19 protein-coding genes are annotated in these 17,191 nt (G+C 69.5%); 7 read left to right on the top strand and 12 right to left on the bottom strand.

Annotated features, from left to right (window positions below; genetic code table 11):
- Window positions 1-5: 5 nt before the first annotated feature.
- Window positions 6-758 (bottom strand): hypothetical protein, encoded by a 753-nt coding sequence (locus E6C70_RS03880; RefSeq protein WP_136422383.1) that lies wholly within the window; start codon window positions 756-758, stop codon window positions 6-8.
- 176 nt (window positions 759-934) lie between these two features.
- Between E6C70_RS03880 and E6C70_RS03875 the strand changes: the two genes are divergently transcribed.
- Window positions 935-1,510, top strand: a complete 576-nt coding sequence (locus E6C70_RS03875) for a hypothetical protein (protein WP_136422381.1) — start codon at window positions 935-937, stop codon at window positions 1,508-1,510.
- A gap of 28 nt (window positions 1,511-1,538) precedes the next feature.
- Here E6C70_RS03875 and E6C70_RS03870 read toward each other — a convergent pair whose 3' ends face one another.
- From E6C70_RS03870 to E6C70_RS03850, 5 genes are all read right to left on the bottom strand, one after another.
- A complete protein-coding gene (locus E6C70_RS03870) occupies window positions 1,539-2,915 on the bottom strand; it encodes a dihydrolipoamide acetyltransferase family protein (RefSeq protein ID WP_136422379.1) in 1,377 nt (458 codons plus the stop codon).
- Between the two features lie 4 nt (window positions 2,916-2,919).
- Window positions 2,920-3,930: an alpha-ketoacid dehydrogenase subunit beta gene (locus E6C70_RS03865; protein WP_136422377.1), complete on the bottom strand. Its 1,011-nt coding sequence runs from the start codon at window positions 3,928-3,930 to the stop codon at window positions 2,920-2,922.
- Window positions 3,927-5,045 carry a pyruvate dehydrogenase (acetyl-transferring) E1 component subunit alpha gene (gene pdhA, locus E6C70_RS03860; RefSeq protein ID WP_136422375.1) on the bottom strand — a complete coding sequence of 373 codons (1,119 nt, stop codon included), beginning with the start codon at window positions 5,043-5,045 and terminating at the stop codon, window positions 3,927-3,929. The genes E6C70_RS03865 and pdhA overlap by 4 nt, the downstream gene beginning before the upstream one ends.
- Before the next feature lie 110 nt (window positions 5,046-5,155).
- Window positions 5,156-5,650, bottom strand: a complete 495-nt coding sequence (locus tag E6C70_RS03855) for an Lrp/AsnC family transcriptional regulator (protein WP_136422373.1) — start codon at window positions 5,648-5,650, stop codon at window positions 5,156-5,158.
- 65 nt (window positions 5,651-5,715) lie between these two features.
- Window positions 5,716-6,507, bottom strand: coding sequence for an oxygenase MpaB family protein (locus tag E6C70_RS03850; protein WP_136422371.1), 792 nt, complete (start codon window positions 6,505-6,507; stop codon window positions 5,716-5,718).
- A gap of 76 nt (window positions 6,508-6,583) precedes the next feature.
- On the opposite strand from E6C70_RS03850, the gene E6C70_RS03845 reads away from it, so the two are divergent.
- Complete coding sequence (locus E6C70_RS03845; RefSeq protein ID WP_136422369.1) at window positions 6,584-7,780, top strand: glycoside hydrolase family 3 N-terminal domain-containing protein; 1,197 nt, start codon at window positions 6,584-6,586, stop codon at window positions 7,778-7,780.
- Window positions 7,781-7,795: 15 nt separating this feature from the next.
- On the opposite strand, the gene E6C70_RS03840 is transcribed toward E6C70_RS03845, so the two are convergent.
- Window positions 7,796-8,854 (bottom strand): FUSC family protein, encoded by a 1,059-nt coding sequence (locus tag E6C70_RS03840; RefSeq protein WP_168770847.1) that lies wholly within the window; start codon window positions 8,852-8,854, stop codon window positions 7,796-7,798.
- Between the two features lie 128 nt (window positions 8,855-8,982).
- Here E6C70_RS03840 and E6C70_RS03835 point away from each other — a divergent pair, with 128 nt between their 5' ends.
- Window positions 8,983-10,581, top strand: a complete 1,599-nt coding sequence (locus tag E6C70_RS03835) for an ABC-F family ATP-binding cassette domain-containing protein (RefSeq protein ID WP_136423718.1) — start codon at window positions 8,983-8,985, stop codon at window positions 10,579-10,581.
- A 7-nt stretch (window positions 10,582-10,588) separates the two neighbouring features.
- On the opposite strand, the gene E6C70_RS03830 is transcribed toward E6C70_RS03835, so the two are convergent.
- From E6C70_RS03830 to E6C70_RS03820, 3 genes are read right to left on the bottom strand one after another with little or no spacing between them, the layout of a single operon-like run.
- Window positions 10,589-11,431 (bottom strand): SURF1 family cytochrome oxidase biogenesis protein, encoded by an 843-nt coding sequence (locus E6C70_RS03830; protein ID WP_136422365.1) that lies wholly within the window; start codon window positions 11,429-11,431, stop codon window positions 10,589-10,591.
- Window positions 11,428-11,643: a hypothetical protein gene (locus E6C70_RS03825; RefSeq protein ID WP_136422363.1), complete on the bottom strand. Its 216-nt coding sequence runs from the start codon at window positions 11,641-11,643 to the stop codon at window positions 11,428-11,430. Before E6C70_RS03825 ends, E6C70_RS03830 begins: the two co-directional genes overlap by 4 nt.
- A 2-nt stretch (window positions 11,644-11,645) precedes the next feature.
- Window positions 11,646-11,936 carry a DUF3099 domain-containing protein gene (locus E6C70_RS03820; RefSeq protein ID WP_136422361.1) on the bottom strand — a complete coding sequence of 97 codons (291 nt, stop codon included), beginning with the start codon at window positions 11,934-11,936 and terminating at the stop codon, window positions 11,646-11,648.
- Window positions 11,937-12,045: 109 nt separating this feature from the next.
- Here E6C70_RS03820 and fabG point away from each other — a divergent pair, with 109 nt between their 5' ends.
- A complete protein-coding gene (fabG, locus tag E6C70_RS03815) occupies window positions 12,046-12,756 on the top strand; it encodes a 3-oxoacyl-ACP reductase FabG (RefSeq protein WP_136422359.1) in 711 nt (236 codons plus the stop codon).
- A 5-nt stretch (window positions 12,757-12,761) separates the two neighbouring features.
- Here the strand turns inward: fabG and serB are convergent, their stop codons facing one another.
- Both serB and E6C70_RS03805 read right to left on the bottom strand, forming a co-directional pair.
- Window positions 12,762-13,424 (bottom strand): phosphoserine phosphatase SerB, encoded by a 663-nt coding sequence (gene serB / locus E6C70_RS03810; protein ID WP_136422357.1) that lies wholly within the window; start codon window positions 13,422-13,424, stop codon window positions 12,762-12,764.
- A complete protein-coding gene (locus E6C70_RS03805) occupies window positions 13,424-14,665 on the bottom strand; it encodes a glucose-1-phosphate adenylyltransferase (protein ID WP_136422355.1) in 1,242 nt (413 codons plus the stop codon). The genes serB and E6C70_RS03805 overlap by 1 nt, the downstream gene beginning before the upstream one ends.
- Window positions 14,666-14,774: 109 nt before the next feature.
- On the opposite strand from E6C70_RS03805, the gene glgA reads away from it, so the two are divergent.
- The 3 genes from glgA (at window position 14,775) to E6C70_RS03790 (ending at window position 17,178) form a co-directional block, all read left to right on the top strand.
- Window positions 14,775-15,959 (top strand): glycogen synthase, encoded by a 1,185-nt coding sequence (gene glgA, locus E6C70_RS03800; RefSeq protein WP_136422353.1) that lies wholly within the window; start codon window positions 14,775-14,777, stop codon window positions 15,957-15,959.
- Between the two features lie 44 nt (window positions 15,960-16,003).
- Window positions 16,004-16,786 carry an ABC transporter ATP-binding protein gene (locus E6C70_RS03795; protein ID WP_136422351.1) on the top strand — a complete coding sequence of 261 codons (783 nt, stop codon included), beginning with the start codon at window positions 16,004-16,006 and terminating at the stop codon, window positions 16,784-16,786.
- Window positions 16,787-16,926: 140 nt separating this feature from the next.
- Entirely contained in the window at window positions 16,927-17,178 is a 252-nt protein-coding gene (locus E6C70_RS03790; RefSeq protein ID WP_136422349.1) for a type B 50S ribosomal protein L31, read from the top strand.
- Window positions 17,179-17,191 lie beyond the last annotated feature (13 nt).

Below are 17,191 nucleotides of genomic sequence, written 5' to 3'. Positions count from 1 at the left end.
GAGCGTCACGGTCGCGCCACGGCGATGGCGTCGACCGCCTCGGCCCCGCGGAGGACGCGCATGCGCTCGACGATGCGATCGGCGACGTCATCGGTGAGTCTCGCGCACACGATGCTGTTCTCGCCGAGACTCTCCAGCCCGGCGGCGCGGACGCGGATGACGGCCCAGCCGACCTCGGCGAGCGCCGCATCCTTATCGCTGTCGGAGACCTCCTTGAGACCGCGGTGCGCCCGCCGCGAGCGCCCGGGGTCGTCGTACTCCACGGCGATGCGCAGCGCCGGCACGATGATGTCTGGCCAGACCTCCTGCTTGCCGTAGAACATGCGGTTGACCCGGATCGTGTTGACCCCGCGCGGGATGCGCAGGCGGGCCTCGAGGAGGGCACGCAGGCGCTGCTCGGTCACCGACGTTCGCGTGCGCAGGCCGGCGTTCATGCTGGCGACGCCGCCTTCACGGGCCACCGTCGGAGCCTCGGCGTTGCGCCGGCACTTCGCGCACGCCTGGCTGGTGAGCACCTCGACGACGCTCGCGTCGTAGCGGTCGTGGCCCCGCGGGCACTGCCAGCTGTAAACCGCACCGACGCGTGTCTCGGCTGCGACGCGGCGACGATCGGGAGGTGCGGCTCTGCCGACGAGTTCGGCGCGGGTGCGTTGCGTCTCCTCGAGCAGGGAGCAGAGCGGGCAGTGACGGCGCAGCAGCAGCGCGCCCGGCTCGTCGGCCGAGGCTCCGTGGCCGCACGAGAAGCCCACCGCGGTCATGATCCATCCTTCGATCGGCGTCGGCATCCGGAGCATCCCGGGCCGTCCGCTGTGAGGTTAGCGGCACCTCCTGACAACGCCGCGCGTCGGGTTGACCTCCCTCGTCCGGGGGGCAGAGAATGACTGCAGCGCTGCGCGTACAGAAGTGACAGACGTTTCAGACGAGAAAGAGCACCATGGCCAACATCTCCCAGTCCACGTCCGACACGACCGTTCCGGAGGCCGTGCCGGAGCCCACTCCGGTGACGGCGACGGCGAGCTACGAGGAGACCAGCGTGCTGCCATCGTTCGCTCCGGATGAGACCCGGGACGAAGCGTCCGACCGGGCGGCATCCGATGAGGTCGCGCCGAAGACCAGCCGGCCGTCGTGGTTCGCGGCTCAGCCGATGCGGCTCATGCTCGTCGTCATCATCGGCGTCGTCGCGCTGTTCTTCGCGTTCGGCCTGCTGATCATCTTCAGCCCCTCGAACGCGGCCGTCGCCGCACTCGCCGTGATCGCCACGCCGATCGCCGTGATGGTGGCGGCCTACTTCGGCATCACCTTCAGCATCCAGCAGGTCAAGGCCGAGCGAGCCGAGAAAGAGGCAGCCGTTGCGCGCCTCGCGGCTGCCGAGACGGCCGCACGCGAGGCGGATGTGTGGGCCGCTCAGATGGAGTCGGGCCTGCGCGTGGCAATGGTGAAGCTCGAAGCCGCGAGGATCACGTCGAAGGATGTGGCGAAAGCGGCCGGGGTCGAACCCGACTTCTTCTGACGCATGCCGAGCGACCTCGGCGCAGCACTCAGAGGTCACCGAGCAGGGCGATCGGGTGTTCGATGCACCCCGCGATGTAGGTGAGGAACCCGGCCGCGATGCCGCCGTCGCACACCCGGTGATCGAAGACGAACGAGAGCTCGACCACCGTGCGGACGGCCAGTTGACCGTCCACGACCCACGGCCGGTCCATCATCCGTCCCACACCCAGGATGGCGACCTCGGGGTGGTTGATGATGGCGGCTGATCCGTCGACGCCCAGCGAGCCGAAGTTGTTGAGGGTGAAGGTGCCACCGGTCAACGCGCCGGGCGCGAATGCTCCGTCGGCTCCGACGAGGGTGGTGACGGCATCCCGCAGGGCGCGGGTGGTCATCTCGCCAGCGTCGTGGATGACCGGGACCATGAGTCCGCGCGGCGTCTGGGCGGCCAGGCCGAGGTGGATGTCCGCGTGCTGCACGATCTCACCGCGCTCGGTGTCGACCGATGCGTTGAGCACGGGGAACCGCTTGAGTCCCGCGACGGTGAAGCGGGCCAGCAACGCAGTGAGGGTGAACCGCTCGCCGGTGGCGGCCTCGAGTTCGCGCTTGGCGGCGAACAGTGCCGTGGCGTCGACGTCCATCCACACGGTGGCCTCGGGGATCTCGCGACGCGACCGGCTCAGCCGCTCGCTGACAGCGCGACGAAGTCCCGTGATGGGGATGCGCGTGTCGCCCGACGAGGAAGTGCCGCCGGCGGCACCGGAAAGATCGGCGGCGGTCGTGTCGAGGTCCGCCGTCGGGGAAGCGTCGACCATCGTCGGCGGCGCATCCGCCGGTCGCTCGTCGCGGGTGCGGATGAAGTCCTCCACGTCCGATCGCCGCACGAGCGCGTCGGGGCCGGAGCCCGAGAGCTGGCTGGCGTCGAAGCCGTTGTCGCGGGCGAGTCGGCGGACCAGCGGCGAGACGACGGGGGACCGGCGATCAGGGTCGAGCAGAGCGGTGGTGGTCCTCGTCGCCGGGCGAACGCCGGAGCGGGAACCGAAGCGCGAACCGGCCGCGCGGGCGACGGGCATCGCGACGGGCTTGGTGCCGTAGCCGATGAGCACGGCGCCCGAGCCGTCCACTGACACGTCAGGCACCACGACGCCCGGCTCGGCGGGAACGGAGGCTGCGGCATCCGCGTCGGCAGCCTTCTCCGCGACCGACAGCAGCGGCTGACCGGCGTGGACGATGGAGCCGGTCTCACCGTGCAGGGTTTCGACGATGCCCGCGAACGGGCAGGGCAACTCGACGACCGACTTGGCGGACTCCACCTCGATGACCGGTTGATCGACCGCGACGGCATCGCCGGGCGCGACCAGCCACCGCACGATCTCCGCCTCGGTGAGGCCCTCTCCGAGGTCGGGGAGGAGGAATTCGCGGCTCACGGTCTCACCACTCCCAGCTCGCGAGGGCGTTCAGCACGCGCTCGGGTGTCGGCAGGAAGTACTCCTCGAGCTTGGGCGACGGATAGGGCACATCGAAGCCCGCGATGCGCAGCACCGGCGCGGCGAGGTGGAAGAAGTTGCGCTCGGTCACCCGGGCGGCCACCTCGGCTCCGTAGCCGCCGAACTGGGCGGCCTCGTGGATGATCGCCGCACGTCCGGTCTTGCGGACGGATGCTCCGACGGTCTCGTCGTCGAACGGCGAGAGGCTCCGCAGGTCGACGACCTCGATCGAGAGGCCCTCGGCCGCCCCCGCATCGGCTGCGGCGAGGGCCGTGCGCACGGTCGGACCGTAGGCGATGAGCGTGACATCCGTGCCCTCCCGGAGCACGACCGCGCGATCCATCGGCGCCGTCTCGACGGGCAGCGACAGCGACTGCTTGCTCCAGTAGCGGCTCTTCGGCTCCATGAACACGACCGGGTCGTCGCTCGCGATCGCCGCACGCAGCATCGAGTAGGCGTCGGCGGGATTGGACGGCGTCACGACGGTCAGCCCCGGCGTCGCGGTCCAGTACGCCTCCGAGGAGTCGGAGTGGTGTTCGACACCCCCGATGTCCCCGGCGTAGGGGATGCGGATGACCAGGGGAAGCGACACCACTCCGCGCGTGCGATTGCGCATCTTGGCGACGTGCGAGACGACCTGCTCGAATGCCGGGTAGCTGAACGCGTCGAACTGCATCTCGACCACCGGGCGCAGGCCGTACATGGCCATGCCGACGGCCGTTCCGACGATGCCCGCCTCGGCGAGGGGCGAGTCCCAGATGCGCTTCTCGCCGAAGCGGTCGTGCAGGCCGTCTGTCACCCGGAACACGCCTCCGAGCGGGCCGACATCCTCTCCGAACACGACGACATCGGCATCCGCCTCCATGGCGTCGCGGAGCGCAGCGTTGAGGGCTCCCGCCATCGTCACCGCGGTGGTGGTCCCGTCCTCGACGACGGATGCCGGAAGCGCGCTCATTCCGCACCACCCGGCCGGCCGGCGAGCTCGGCGGCGAGGGCGTCCCGCTGCTCGGCCAGCGCCGCCCGCGGCGTGCCGTAGACGTGGCGGAACAGCTCCAGCGGGTCGTGCTCCACCTCGGTGTTCATGGCGTCGCGCGTCGTCGCGGCGAGTTCCTCGGCGGCGGCGGTGATCTCGGCGCGCACATCCTCCGTCAGCGCCCCCTCGGACACGAGGTAGCGCTCGAGCCGCTCGATGGGGTCGCGACGCTTCCAGTGCTCGACGTCGCGCTTGTCGCGGTAGCGGGTGGGGTCGTCGGAGTTGGTGTGCGCCTCGATGCGGTAGGTTAGCCCTTCGATGAGCGTCGGCCCGTCTCCGGCTCGTGCCCGGTCGACGGCGGCGGAGGTCACGGCGTACATGGCGGCGACGTCGTTTCCGTCGACGTGGTAACCGGGCATCCCGTACCCCACTGCCTTGTCGGCGATGGTGCGCGCGCGGGTCTGCTTGGAGAGGGGCACGCTGATGGCGAACTGGTTGTTCTGCACGACGAAGACCGTGGGGGTCTGCCAGACGGCCGCGAAGTTGAACGCCTCGTGGGCATCGCCCTCGCTGGTGGATCCGTCGCCGAGGAAGGTGAGCGCGACGATCGGGTCGCGGCGGAGGCGAGCGGCGTGCGCGAGGCCGACGGCGTGCAGCGCCTGGGTGGCCAACGGGGTCGACTGCGAGGCGCACCGATGCGCCTTCTGATCGAACCCGCTGTGCCAGTCGCCGCGGAACTGGGCCAGGAGCTCGGCAGGGTCGACGCCGCGGGTGAGAAGCGCGATGGTGTCGCGGTAGGTGGGGAAGAGCCAGTCCTCCCGGCGCAAGGCCGAGACGGCGCCGATCTCGCAGGCTTCCTGCCCCAGTGCCGAGGGGAAGGTGGCGAGCCGCCCCTGGCGGGTGAGGGCGGTCACCTGTACGTCGAACCGGCGGGCGATGACCATCCGGCGGTACAGGCCGAGCAGCGTCTCGAGGTCGGGAAGGGCGAATCCGCCGGTCTCCGCTCCGCTCACTGCGTGCCCCGCATTGTCCAGCAGCCGCAGGGGCTTGAGGGACGGGAGGGTGCGCGAATCCGCTCGCTCGACGTTGAGTGTCATGTGCCCATCGTGCGACACGGTGGAGCGCGCGGACGGAGCGTCGGAGAAGATGCACACGGATGGCGTCGGAGCGGCCGAATCCGCGCCGAACGGCTCTCAGGAGGCCGAGTTCAGAGCCAGGCGTCCAGGGATCGTGCCGGTGCGACGCCCTCGATCTCCTCGAGGATGACGTGTGTGCGCGACGACGTGACCCCGGGCATGCTGTGGATGTGGCGGAGTACCGCCCGGCCCAGTTCGTCGTGGTCAGGCGCGCTCACGGTCAGGACGATGTCGATATCGCCGCTGACGGCCTGCACCTTCTCGACGAACGGCAGCGCGCTCAGCTTGCCGGCCATCTCCTCCCACGGCACCTCGCCGATGCGCACGACCACGAGCGCCGAGACGCCGAGACCGATGGCCTTGCGATCGACCTGAGCGCCGAATCCGGTGATGACGCCCCCCGCGACGAGCGCCTGCACTCGGGTATGCGCCGCCGAACGCGAGATGTGGACGCGCTCGGCGAGGGTGCGCAGCGAGAGGCGTGCATCGTGGCTCAACTCGGCGAGGATGCGGCGATCGACGGCGTCGAGTCCGCGACCGCTCGGCCGATCGGTGGGGTGCGTCATTGCAAAGCCGTTCGTGATGGTGGGCGCGTCGCATTCAGGGTAGCCCGAGTGCGACGCCGCAGCGTTCAGGGCGCCGCGTGCAGGGAGCGCAGCGAGCGGTTCTTCGGCCACTGACGCACGGGCCGGGGAAGGAGAGGCCAGACCAAGCCCGTGACCCGGAGGATGCCGCGCACCCGCGCCTCGGCTCCGGCGCTCCAGCGCACGCGGTACAGCGCCCGCACTCGCGACGGAAGGAGCCCGGCGGTGATGAGGCGCGCCACGGGCATGGCGACCATCAGGCAGGCGGGAAGCCCCGACGGGAACAACAGGCGGCGGGAGAGGGCGCGGACCTCGTCGCCGACGACGAGTTCGCCGACGCGCTGCTGCCAGTACGTGTCGAACGCCATCCGGTCGGCCGGCCAGAGCTCCGGCGGCATCTGCAGGGCTGCACCCAGCTCCGCGTACCGGAGGTAGAGAGCGTCCGCCGCCGCGTCGGTGAGGGGCCCGAAGGTGCGCTCGAGCACGACGGTCGCCGTGTCGTAGAGCGTGGCCGCCACCCAGAGCTGCAGCTGCGGGTCGAACGCGCTGTAGGCGGGCGCTCCGCCATCCGCCGGCCCCACCACCGGCGCGTGAGCACGATTGACGGAGCGCACGGCCGCCTCGCGCTCGCCGTCGTCGCCGTAGACGATCGCGTAGACGTAGGCGAGCGTCGCCCAGAGGCGGTCGAGCACGCGGTCCTCGAAGTCGGAGTGCCGCGCCACCCCGCGCCCGACGGCGGGGTCGGCCAACTGCAGCAGGATCGCCCGAGCGCCCCCGGCGATGAGCACGGCGTCGCCCGCGATCTCGGGAAGCCCGGCGTCGTTCCTCGGGTGGCGCATGTCTCAACGCTAGTTCAGGCTCGGGGCCGGTTCAGGCTCGGGGCTGTTTCAGACTCGGGGCGTAGTGTGGGCGCCCGTGCCCCATCCCACCCGACTTCTCGGAGCGCTCGTGCTGAGCGCGCTCGTCGTCGTCGGTGGCGCCGCGTGCTCGGACGCGAGCGCCGCACAGACCCGCGCGACTGGCGCGCCCGCGCACGTCGCGAGGACGCCGGCCCATGCCTCAACACCCGCACCGAGCGTGGCCGCACCCGACCCGGTGTTCGCCGAAGCTCGCCAGCGGCTCGCCTCGATGAGCCTGGACCAGCGCATCGCGAGCATGCTGATGATCCACGTCGCCGGAACGGATGCCGGCCAGATCGCTCAGAACGTCGCGTCGACGGGTGCGGGCGGAATCATCCTCATGGGCGACAACACGGACTCCGGCGACGGGGGAGTGGCCGCGATCACGTCGGCGCTCAACGCCGGCTCGACGCTTCCCGCCCTCGTCGCCATCGACGAGGAGGGCGGCGAGGTGAGCAGGCTGGCGAGCGACCCGTCGCCCGGAGCCGAGGTCGTGCGCACGCAACCGCCTGCCGTCACCACCGCCGCGTTCCAGGCCCGCGCCGCCCTGCTCAGGAGCCTCGGGATCTCGGTCAACTTCGGCATCGTCGCCGACGTGACCGCCGACCCCGACTCGTTCCTCGCCGGCCGGGTGCTCGGCACCGACACCCCCGATTCGGCCGCGCACGTCGCAGCGGCCGTGCAAGGCGAGAGCGGCGCGGTCCTCAGCACGCTCAAGCACTTCCCCGGTCACGGTGCCGCGCCCGGCGACTCGCACCACACCATTCCGGTCGCTGCGGAGGGCTTGGACGCCTGGCACACAACCGACGAGCCCTCCTTCTCGGCGGGAATCGCGGCCGGAGCCGGTCTGGTGATGTTCGGCCACCTGTCCTACCCGGCCGTCGACCCGGCTCCCGCCTCCCTGTCGCCGGCGTGGCACCACATCCTGCGCGACGAGATGCACTTCAGCGGCATCGCCGTCACCGACGACATGGCGATGCTGACCGACACGGGCGACGCGAGGTACACGGATGCCGGAGCCAACGCCGTGGCGGCTGTCGCGGCCGGCAACGACCTGCTGCTCTACGTGCCCGCAGTCGGGCCAGGCGGGTTCGATCCGTCTCAGATCGTCGCCGCCGTCCACACGGCCGTGGCCGACGGACGCATTCCCGTCTCGACCATCGATCGCGCCGTGCTGCGGCTGCTCCGGGCGCGACTCGCGCTCGCCGACTGAGGCGGCCCGCATCCGTCAGGGTTCGGTGCCGACGATCTCCTCGTGCACCCGACGCAGGTCCTCGGTGAGCGAACCGATCAGCACCCAGTGACGCGGGTGCGGAGTGACGAACTGCAGCGGCGCCGTCAACAGGGGGACGGCCTGGGTGAGAGGGGGCAGGTCGGCCACCGCATCCGGCGACGACTCCTGCACCACGAGGCGCAGGTCGTGGGCGGCACGGTCGAGCTCACCGGCGATCTCGACCACGGTCGGCTCGCCGATGAGCGTCGGGTCGTAGTGGTCGTGCACCGCGCGTGACATGCCGAGGACGCGCGTGATGAGTGCGTTCATGCGGGCGAGCAGTGCCCGTTCGTTCGCCAGCTCGGCCCGATTGGCCTGAGCCCGCGGATTGAACGTCAGGCTCTCGTCGGCCGCCTCGAGCAGTTCGTCGGCCTTGGTCTGCATCGGGCGCAGCAGGCGGGCCGTGATGAGCATCTCGTTGAGCTCCGCGATGGTCTGCGGGTGTCGCAGGGCGGTCGCGAGCCGGTCGAGGCTCGCGGCGATCTCGATGCCGAGGGAAGCGACCGCCTCGCGCGCCGGCTCGAGGTGGACCGGCGGGACGATCGCGATGTTGACGACGAGTCCGATCGCCGCACCGATGAGGGTCTCGGCGATGCGGGCGAGCGAGTACTCCGGGTTCGATGCGCCGATGCTCAGGACGAGCATGACGCTGATGGGGATCTGGCTGGCCGATGCCGGCGTGAGGCGCAGCGCCCAGCCGATGAAGATGGCCAGCACCACTCCGACGAGCACCACGATGCTGTTCGCGCCGAACAGCAGCCCGATGCCGAATGCGATCACCACGCCGGCGATCACGCCGAAACTGCGCTCGATGGCTCGGCCGACGGATTGGTTGACGCTCGGTTGCACCACGAGCAGGGCCGCGATCGCCCCGAACACCGGCAGCTGCGTCGGCAGGATGAGGCCGGCGATCAGCCACGCCAGAACGGTGGCGAGGGCCGACTTGCCGACCTGCAGGAGCGGCACGCGTGTCGACGCCCGGATGCGGGACGTGAAGCGAGCGGTCTGGGCCACACCCACAGGTTACTGGCGAGGCCCTGAGGGTTCGGGCACGCGCGCGAACCGGCGTTCCGCAGCGATTAGACTGGATGGCTGCGCCGCGTGTGCGCATCCTCCCCTCCCGCATACCGAAAGGCACCCCTGTGCTCGCCGTCCACGACCTCGAGATCCGAGTAGGCGCACGCCTGCTCATGGAGGGCGTCGACTTCCGCGTCTCGGATGGCGACAAGATCGGCCTGGTCGGTCGCAACGGTGCGGGCAAGACCACGCTCACCAAGATCCTCGCCGGCGAGACGTTGCCGTCGGGCGGTCGCGTGGAGCGCAGCGGCGAGATCGGCTACCTCCCGCAGGATCCCCGCTCGGGCGACCCCGATGAGCTCGCTCGCACGCGCATCCTCAATGCCCGTGGACTGGGCTCCATCGTGCAGGGTATGCAGGAGGCCACCCACGCGATGGCCAGCGCGGATGCCGCGACCAGCGAAGCCGGCATGAAGAGGTACGGCTCGCTCACCGACCGGTTCACCGCCCTCGGCGGCTACGCTGCGGAGGCCGAGGCCGCGTCGATCGCCTCGAACCTCAACCTCCCCGACCGCATCCTCGACCAGCCGCTGAAGACGCTCTCGGGTGGCCAGCGTCGCCGCATCGAGCTGGCCCGCATCCTGTTCTCCGATGCCGGCACGATGATCCTCGACGAGCCGACCAACCACCTCGACGCCGATTCGGTGGTGTGGCTGCGCGACTTCCTCAAGAACTACAAGGGCGGCTTCATCGTCATCAGCCACGACGTGGAGCTCGTCGGCGAGACCGTCAACCGAGTGTTCTACCTCGACGCCAACCGGTTCGTCATCGACGTCTACAACATGAACTGGAAGAACTACCAGCGCCAGCGCTCCGCCGACGAGGAGCGCCGCAAGAAGGAGCGCGCCAACGCCGAGAAGAAGGCGGGCGTGCTGCAGATGCAGGCGGCCAAGTTCGGCGCGAAGGCTTCGAAGGCGGCCGCAGCGCACCAGATGGTCGCCCGTGCGGAGAAGCTGCTCTCCGGGCTCGAGGAGGTGCGCGCGGTGGACCGGGTCGCCAAGCTGCGCTTCCCGACCCCTGCGCCGTGTGGCAGGACTCCGCTGCAGGCATCCGACCTGTCCAAGAGCTACGGGTCACTGGAGATCTTCACCGCCGTCGACCTCGCGATCGACCGCGGGTCCAAGGTCGTCATCATCGGCCTCAATGGAGCGGGCAAGACCACGCTGCTGCGCATCCTCGGCGGGGTCGACGATCCCGATACCGGACAGGTGGAACCCGGTCACGGCCTCCGCATCGGCTACTTCGCCCAGGAGCACGAGACCATCGACGTGAAGGCGACCGTGCTGGCGAACATGGTGTCGTCATCGCCGAGCCTCACCGAGACCGAGGCCCGAAAGGTGCTCGGCTCGTTCCTGTTCACGGGCGACGACTCGCACAAGCTGGCCGGAGTGCTCTCGGGCGGCGAGAAGACCCGCCTGGCGCTCGCGATGATCGTCGTCTCCGGAGCCAACGTGCTGCTGCTCGACGAGCCGACGAACAACCTGGACCCGGCCAGCCGTGCCGAGATCCTCGACGCCCTTGCTCATTTCGAGGGTGCCGTCGTGCTCGTCTCCCACGACCCGGGCGCCGTCGAGGCGCTCAACCCCGAGCGCGTGCTCATCCTCCCGGACGGCGTCGAGGACCACTGGAACGCGGACTACGCCGACCTGATCGCCCTGGCCTGACCGGACGTCAGTGCTGGCGATCGAGGATCTCGTCCTCGATCACGGCATCCGTCCGCGCCTTCGCGGCCTTGCGACGCTCGCGTTCCGCCGCCCGCTCCTGCTCCTCCGGGTCCTCGGAGTTGACGACGCGGTACTCCTGCCGGACCGCCCATCCGAAGCCGATGAAGGCGAGCAGGGCGAAGACGAACCACTGGAACGCGTAGGAGAGATGCGGCCCCTCGTCGAGCGCCGGCTTGGCCGCGGCCTGGGGCCGGTCGGCCGACGCCGGCGTCTCGGATGCCATCAGTCCGTACGCCGCCGTGTAGGCGGGCTGGCCGACGAGCTTCTGCATGTCGTCGAGTTCGATCGTCTGCACCTGCCCGGGAGGCGCCGTCCGTCCGGCGATGTGCGGCTCACCGGCCTTCAGGCGTGCGACGACCGTGACCGGGCCGGTCGGGGCATCGGGAACGGATGAGGGCGCCTCGGGGCTGTCGCCGGTCGGGAGCCAGCCGCGATCCACGATGAACATGGTCCCGTCGCTCAGCTGGAGCGGGGTCAACACCTCGAAACCGGGTCCGGAATCGCCCGGTCGGTTGCGCACGAGTCGCTGCTCGTCGACGAGGTACGTTCCGCTGACGGTCACGGGGAGGTACTTCTGCCCGTCGGCATAGGAGCGCAGGGTCGGGAGCGCGTCGTCGATGGGAACCGGAGCGTGATCCCAGTTCGTCTCGATGAGGTCGATCTCGTGCAGGGCCTCCGCGCGCCGGGCGATCTGCCAGAAGCCCAGACAGACGCACACGATGGCGAACACGGTCACGAGGGCCAGGTAGCCGGCCCACTTGCGGCTGAAGGCGAAGGACCACCCGTTCATGCGTCCACCTCCGCGACAGCGGAGACCGTCAGCGGGAACTCACGCGCCGCCAGGAACTCGCGCAGGTAGTCGACGTGCTCATCGCAGGCGAGCCACGTCTTGGAGCGATCTCCGGTGTGGATGCGGGGGTTACGCCAGTCGATGCGCCAGCCGGCCCGGTCTGCGCAGCCCGCGCGCGAACACGTGAGCGCCTCAGGCGCCCCTCCCAGCATGATCACCGATTCTCCGGGCTCTCATCGTCGGGCTTACTGCCGATCGCGAGGGTCCCCGGCCGAACAGCCGCCCTCTTGCTCGGCGCCGACTGCACGTTCGCCAGCACGACGGCGATGTAGGGCAGAGCGATCGCCCCTACCGCCGCGACGGCGAGCCACCACCCCTGCACGAACAACAGCGACACGATGCAGACCATGCGGATCGACATGGCGATCGTGTACTTGATCATGCGCGAATGGCGCTCCTGGTCGGGAGACTGCGGGAGCGACGTGATGGAGGAGGGCTGTTTCATTCCTGCCGAACCGCGGAGACCGGGGTGGTTCCACTGCCTCAAGACTACGCCGGGCCCGGCGCGCATCGCGCCCTAGGCTGGGGGAGTTCGTCATCGAGGAGGCACCCCCATGTCCACGCAACGCACCGTCATCGTCACCGGCGGGAACCGCGGCATCGGCTACGCGATCGCCGAGGAGTTCGTGCGTCTCGGCCACCGCGTCGCCGTGACCGCCCGATCGGGCGATGGACCTGCCGGCACTATGACGGTGCGGGCGGATGTGACGGATGCCGCGTCGGTCGACGCGGCATTCACGGCGGTCGAGGCGGAACTCGGCCCTGTCGAGGTGGTCGTCGCCAACGCGGGCATCACCCGCGACATGCTGCTCATGCGCATGAGCGACGACGACTTCTCCTCCGTCGTCGACACCAACCTCACCGGCTCGTTCCGCGTGGTCAAGCGCGCCTCGAAAGGCATGCTCAAGGCGCGCTACGGACGCGTCGTGCTCATCTCGAGCGTCGTCGGACTCTACGGCGGTCCCGGCCAGGCCAACTACTCCGCGTCCAAGGCCGGACTGGTCGGGTTCGCTCGCTCGCTCACCCGCGAGCTCGGCGCGCGGGGAATCACCGCAAACGTGGTCGCCCCGGGGTTCATCGAGACGGACATGACGGCGGAACTGCCGGAGGCCACCCAGGCCGAGTACAAGAAGTCGATTCCCGCCGGACGGTTCGCCACTCCGGCCGAGGTCGCGAAGGTCGTCGCTTGGATCGCCGGGGACGACGCGGGCTACATCTCCGGTGCCGTCATCCCGGTCGACGGCGGCCTCGGGATGGGGCACTGACCGCCTCAGCGCGGCAGTCCGAGCAGCGCCAGGACCTGACGCAGGTCGGGGGTGTCGACGGTCACGTTCGCACGTTCACGCACGATCGGCTTGGCGTTGAACGCGACCGAGAGCCCCGCAGCCGCCATCATGGCCAGGTCGTTGGCTCCGTCGCCGATCGCCACGGTGCGACTGGCGGGCACGCCGTGGGCATCTGACCACTCGAGCAGCGCATCCGCCTTCGCCTGTTCGTCGACGATCGGTCCGCTGAGGCGACCCGTGAGCACCCCACCGGCGGTCTGCAGCCGATTGGCCCGCCACTCATCCAGGCCGAGGGATGCTCCGAGGGGATCGAGGAGTTCATGGAACCCTCCGGACACGACGCCGACGACGCCGCCCGCCGCGTGCACGCCGGCGATGAGCTCGTGCGCGCCCGCCGTGGGACGGATGCGGGCCCCCACCTCAAGGAAGACGCTCTCGGGCAGGCCGGCGAGCGTCGCCACCCGCTCCCGAAGGCTGGCCGCGAAATCCAGTTCGCCGCGCATGGCGCGCTCCGTCACCTCGGTGACCAGCGCACGTGAGCCGGCGGCATCCGCCAGCAGCTCGATGACCTCGTCCTGAATGAGGGTGGAGTCGGCGTCGAGCACGACGAGGAGGCGCGCCGGGTGGCGCGGACCCGTCGGAGGCATCAGGCGGTGACCCTCATGCCCTTGCCCACGACGGTGATGCCGGTGTCGGTGACGACGAAGCCGCGGGCACGGTCCAACTCGTGGTCGACGCCGACGGTGGCGCCGGCCTCGACGATGACGTCCTTGTCGAGCACGGCACGCTCGACGCGCGCGTTCTCCTCGATCACGGCACGCTCGAACAGGATCGCGTCGACCACTTTGGCGCCGGAGCCGATCTTGGCCCACGGCCCGACCACGCTGCGCTCCAGGTGCGCGCCTGAGATCACGGAACCGAGCGAGACGATCGAGTCGATGGTCGTGCCGAGGGCTCCGTGGGCATCGCGCACGAACTTCGCAGGAGGCGAGTTGAGCTGCTGCGTGAAGATGGGCCATTCCTCGTTGTAGAGGTTGAAGACCGGGAGCGCCGAGATGAGGTCCTGGTGCGCCTCGAAGAAGGACTCCATGGTTCCCACGTCGCGCCAGTAGTAACGGTCGCGGTCCGTGGACCCGGGCACGTCGTTGCGACGCAGGTCGTAGACGCCCGCGGTGCCGCGCTCGACGAAGTCGGGCACGATGTCGCCGCCCATGTCGTGGCTCGAGTCGGTCTTCTCGCCATCGCGCAGCACGGCGTCGATGAGGGCGTCGGCGTTGAAGACGTAGTTGCCCATCGATGCGAGCACCTCGTGCGGGGCGTCGGCGAGTCCGACGGGATCGTTCGGCTTCTCGAGGAACGCCGTGATGTGGGTGGGGTCGTCATCCGCCACCTCGATGACGCCGAATTGGTTGGCGAGTTCGATGGGCTGACGGATGGCGGCCACGGTGGCCTCCGCGCCCGAGTCGATGTGCGCCTGCACCATCTGCGAGAAGTCCATGCGGTAGACGTGATCGGCGCCGACGACGACGATGATGTCGGGCTTCTCGTCGTGGATGAGGTTGAGGCTCTGCAGGATGGCGTCGGCCGATCCGCTGAACCAGCGCTTTCCGAGGCGCTGCTGCGCGGGCACGGATGCGATGTAGGAGTTGAGCATGCCCGACAGGCGCCAGGTCTGCGACACGTGCCGGTCCAGGCTGTGCGACTTGTACTGCGTCAGCACGACGATCTGCGTGAGCCCCGAATTGATGAGATTCGAGAGGGCGAAGTCGACCAATCGGTAATGCCCGCCGAATGGGACGGCGGGCTTGGCACGATCCTCCGTGAGGGGCATCAGGCGCTTGCCTTCACCACCGGCGAGGACGATTCCGAAGATCTTCGCGGACTTCATGCCTCCACAGTAGTGGGCGCCGCCCAGCGCCCGCCGAGGGTTGTCGCGCGGCGACGCGTCAGGTACGGCGGGGCTGTGCGCCGGTCACCGGGTGGCCTAACGTGGCATCATGCGCGTCGACCTGATCACCCGTGAGTATCCGCCGGAAGTCTATGGAGGAGCGGGGGTGCACGTCGCCGAGTTGGTGCGCGCGCTGCGCGGAGACACCGAGGTGGTCGTGCGCGCGTTCGGCGCCCCGCGCGACGAGGCCGACACCTACTCCTACCGCCCGCCGGAGGAGCTCGCCGACGCCAACCCGGCGATCACCACCCTCGGCACCGATCTCGCCATCGCGCAGGACTGCGCAGGCGCGCAGGTGGTGCACTCGCACACCTGGTACGCCAACGGCGCCGGTCACATCGCGAGCCTGCTGCACGGCATCCCGCACGTCGTCACCGCTCACAGCCTCGAGCCCCTCCGACCCTGGAAGGCCGAGCAGCTCGGTGGCGGCTACGCGGTGTCGAGCTGGGTGGAGAAGACCGCGTTCGAGGCGGCGGATGCCGTCATCGCCGTCAGTGGAGGCATGCGCAACGACATCCTGCGCGCGTATCCCGCCATCGACCCCGCGCGCGTCCACGTCGTCTACAACGGCATCGACCTCGAGCGCTGGAAGCCGGTGCACGACGACGAGGTCGTGCGGGGTTACGGCATCGATCCCGATCGTCCGACGGTCGTCTTCGTCGGGCGCATCACGCGCCAGAAGGGTCTGCCCTACCTGCTTCGAGCAGCGCGGCTGCTGCCACCCGAGGTGCAGCTGGTGCTGTGCGCCGGGGCGCCCGACACGCAGGCGATCATGGACGAGGTGAGCGGCCTCGTCCGAGAGCTGCAGCAGGAGCGCACGGGCGTCGTCTGGATCGACAAGCTGCTCAGCCAGCACGAACTCTCGGCCGTGCTCACGGCAGGGACGGCGTTCGTCTGCCCCTCGGTATACGAGCCGCTCGGCATCGTTAACCTCGAGGCGATGGCGTGCGGCCTCCCGGTCGTGGGTACGGCAACGGGCGGGATCCCCGAGGTCGTCGACGACGGTGTCACCGGACGGTTGGTGCCGATCGACCAGATGCAGGACGGCACGGGAACGCCCATCGATCCCGACCGGTTCGTTGCCGATCTGGCCGAGGCGCTCACCGCGGTCGTCGGCGATCCGGATGCGGCGGCGCGGATGGGTGAGGCCGGTCGTGAGCGCGCCCGCGAGGTGTTCGGGTGGGACCGGATCGCCATCCGCACACGCGAGATCTACGAGTCGTTGTCGAGGTGATCGACGCACGCTGAGGGGCTCCCGCCGACGGATAGCATTGCTGTATGCCGAACGTTCTCCAGTTCTCTGACGTGACCGTCGTGCGCGACGGCAATGCCATTCTCGACTCGGTCAACTGGAGTGTGGACGACGACCAGCGCTGGGTGATCCTCGGACCCAACGGCGCGGGCAAGACCACCCTGCTGCAGATCGCCTCCGCGTTCCTGCACCCCACCAGCGGCACCGCGGAGGTTCTCGACGAGCGTCTCGGAGCGGTCGACGTGTTCGAATTGCGACCGATGATCGGCTTCGCGTCCACGGCGATGGCCCGGCGCGTCCCGCGCGATGAGAAGGTGCTCAACGTCGTCATGACCGCCGCCTACTCGGTCACCGGCCGCTGGAACGAGGAGTACGAGGACATCGACTCCCGCCGCGCGCAACGGGTGCTGAAGGAGTGGAAGCTCGACCACCTCGCCGATCGGGCCTTCGGCACGCTCAGCGACGGCGAGCAGAAGCGCGTTCAAATCGCCCGCTCGGTGATGACCGACCCCGAGCTGCTGCTGCTCGATGAGCCGGCCGCTAGCCTCGACCTCGGCGCCCGCGAGGAGCTGCTGCAGCTGCTCAGCGGCTACGCCCAGGAGTCCGCATCCCCGGCCTTCGTCATGGTCACCCACCACGTCGAGGAGATTCCGCAGGGCTTCACGCACGCACTGCTGCTTCGGCAGGGTTCTGTCGTCGCATCCGGTCCGCTCGCGGAAGCGCTGACGTCGGAGACCCTCACCGAGACGTTCGGGATGCCCATCACCCTGACCGAGTCGGATGGGCGCTACACCGCGCGAGCGGCCTGAGCCGGGCGCCCTGTCGGTGCAGGGGGAGAGCCGGATCTCTGCTAATATTGTCAGCTGGCCCTCGTGCCATCTGTTTCAGCGCCACCACCGTTACGTGCGGCAGCGGGCGTTCATCCCAAACCGAAACACAAGGAATCTTCATGAAGTCTGACATCCACCCCCAGTACGCACCGGTGGTCTTCCGCGACCTGGCGTCGGGCGAGTCGTTCCTGACCCGTTCCACCGTCGGCAGCGCCAAGACGATCGAGTGGGAGGACGGCAACACCTACCCCGTCATCGACGTGGAGATCTCGTCGGCATCGCACCCGTTCTACACCGGCAAGCAGCGCATCATGGACTCGGCCGGTCGCGTCGAGAAGTTCAACCAGCGCTTCAAGAACTTCGGCAAGTAAGCCGCAGCTTCAC

The organism is Orlajensenia flava (genome assembly GCF_004801905.1).
In the GTDB taxonomy this organism is placed as follows: domain Bacteria; phylum Actinomycetota; class Actinomycetes; order Actinomycetales; family Microbacteriaceae; genus Orlajensenia; species Orlajensenia flava.
This window is presented reverse-complemented; position numbering and strand designations above follow the sequence as displayed.